The organism is Herbaspirillum lusitanum P6-12 (genome assembly GCF_000256565.1).
In the GTDB taxonomy this organism is placed as follows: domain Bacteria; phylum Pseudomonadota; class Gammaproteobacteria; order Burkholderiales; family Burkholderiaceae_D; genus Herbaspirillum; species Herbaspirillum lusitanum.
Window position 1 is genome coordinate 1 of sequence record NZ_AJHH01000454.1, and the last position, 1,968, is coordinate 1,968.

A 1,968-nucleotide genomic window follows, 5' to 3' on the forward strand; every position below is an offset into this window, starting at 1 on the left:
GCCAGGATGGCCACGCCGGTGGCCAGGAACGAGTTGTAGCCGGCGGCGATCATGGTGGCTGCAACAGCGCCGCCGAGCGGAAAACTGCCGTCGACGGTGAGGTCGGGAAAGGTGAGGATGCGGAAGGAAATCAGCACCCCGAGGGCGACCAGGCTGAAAATCAGGCCGATTTCCAGTGCGCCCAACAGCGTATACAGCGACATAAAAAGGTCTTTCTAAAAAAACACATTCGGCATGGGCACGTATGGGTAAATACACGCCAATGCCGAATGTCCTCTGAAAATCACGGCATGCGCCGCCGGTAACGCCGCATGCCGTGCTTCAAGATTACTGCGCCGAACGGATTGCTCCGATCAGTTGATGACCTTGGTTGCCGACTTGAGGAACTCGGGCGACAGTGTCACGCCCTGTTTCTGTGCGGCGGAAGTGTTGATGTACAACTCCAGGTTCTTGCTGGTCGATGATGGAATGTCGCCCGGCTTTTCACCCTTGAGGATGCGCGCCACGATTTTACCGGTCTGGCGGCCCAGGTCGTAGAAATTCACGCCCAGTGCAGCCACGGCGCCGCGCTTGACGCTGCCCGTGTCGGAAGCCAGCAGCGGGATCCTGGCGTCGTTGCAGACCTTGGCCAGCGACTCGAAGGTCGAGACGACCACGTTGTCGGTGGTGGTGTACATCAGGTCGATCTTGCCGATCAGGCTCTTGGCGGCGGAGCCGACATCGACCGTGCGCGGCGCAGCGGCTTCGACCAGCGTGATGCCGGACTTGCCGAGCAATTCCTTCATGGCCTTCACGACCACGGCGGAATTGGCTTCGCCCGGGTTGTAGACCATGCCGACGCGCTTGACGCTGGGCACGACGCGCTTGATCAGGTCGACTTGCTTTTCCAGTTCCAGCAGGTCGGACACGCCGGTGACATTGGTGCCGGACGGCTTCCAGTCCTTGACCAGTTGTGCTGCGACCGGATCGGTCACGCCGGAATAGACGACCGGGATGGTCTTGGTGGCGCTGACCAGGGCCTGGGCCGAAGGCGTGGCGATGGCGACGATGGCGTCAGGCTTGTCGCCGACGAATTTGCGGGCGATCTGTGCCGCAGTGCCGGTGTTGCCCTGGGCGCTTTGATATTCCCACTTGAGGTTCTTGCCGGCTTCGAAGCCTTCATCCTTCAGCTCGTCCTTGACGCCGTCGCGGACGGCATCCAGAGCAGGATGCTCGACGATCGCGGTAACCAGAACTGCCTTGTCCGCAGCCAGCGCCGGCGCGGAGCAAACCGCAGCCAATACAAGGGTGCCAACCAGGGTGCTCAACGACAGTTTTTTCATGCTGGACATGAATGTCTCCTCAAAATTATTAGATGAAACCGGCAAAAGACGGTAAGTCTAGCCTAGCGCCTGCCAACAATCAATTTGCGTCGGCGATTTCGGCGCTGCGGCAAAATCGCATGAAATCGCATAAAAGCGGGCCGACTCGATCAAAAGACTTCATCCGATGCGATCTTTCGCACATCCGTTCGTATTTCCCCGAAATCCGTCCCGGCGGCGCGTTGTCTACGGCGAAACGCCTTACCGCCAAGGTGCTGCCGCCGTGCAAGAAAAACCCGCTTGCTATAATCTGCGCCCTATGCCGAGCTTCCTCCGCCCCGTCGCTGCCTGGATCGCCATCGCCTGCCTGGCGATTGGCGGCCTGCTGCCGCTGGCGTCGGTCGCTGCGGTCAAGTCCTCGCCCGACATGGCCATGGCGATCTGCTCGACTTCTGCTTCATGGCAAAGCCAGTCCGGGACGCCCGGGCAGATGACGCATGCGCATTGCCTGTACTGCAGCGGCGGCCAGCCATATCACCTGGATTTTCCGGACAGCAATGTGGATGCCTTCCGCGCTGCTTTGGTCTACACCACGACGCCGGTGCGCCAACGCGTGTCGCAACTGCAGCGATTGCGCGAAGACAGCTGGGCGCGCGCGGGCGGCCGC

Annotated in this window: 2 protein-coding genes and 1 pseudogene; 1 reads left to right on the plus strand and 2 read right to left on the minus strand. The window is 60.8% G+C overall.

Features of this window, described 5'->3' with window-relative positions; all coding sequences use genetic code 11:
* A pseudogene (locus HLUSI_RS28805) lies at positions 1-203 on the minus strand (ABC transporter permease); the annotation flags it as partial.
* A gap of 150 nt (positions 204-353) precedes the next feature.
* On the minus strand, positions 354-1,331 hold the full coding sequence (locus HLUSI_RS0114895; protein ID WP_016834745.1) for an ABC transporter substrate-binding protein: 978 nt from the start codon (positions 1,329-1,331) through the stop codon (positions 354-356).
* Positions 1,332-1,620: 289 nt separating this feature from the next.
* Here HLUSI_RS0114895 and HLUSI_RS28810 point away from each other — a divergent pair.
* On the plus strand, positions 1,621-1,968 hold a 348-nt coding region (locus tag HLUSI_RS28810; protein WP_040503527.1), incomplete at its 3' end, for a DUF2946 family protein.

Bases quoted from the DNA above. Each gene is read 5' to 3' on its own strand.
- HLUSI_RS0114895 (WP_016834745.1), bottom strand. From the start codon at position 1,331: ATGTCCAGCATGAAAAAACTGTCGTTGAGCACCCTGGTTGGCACCCTT.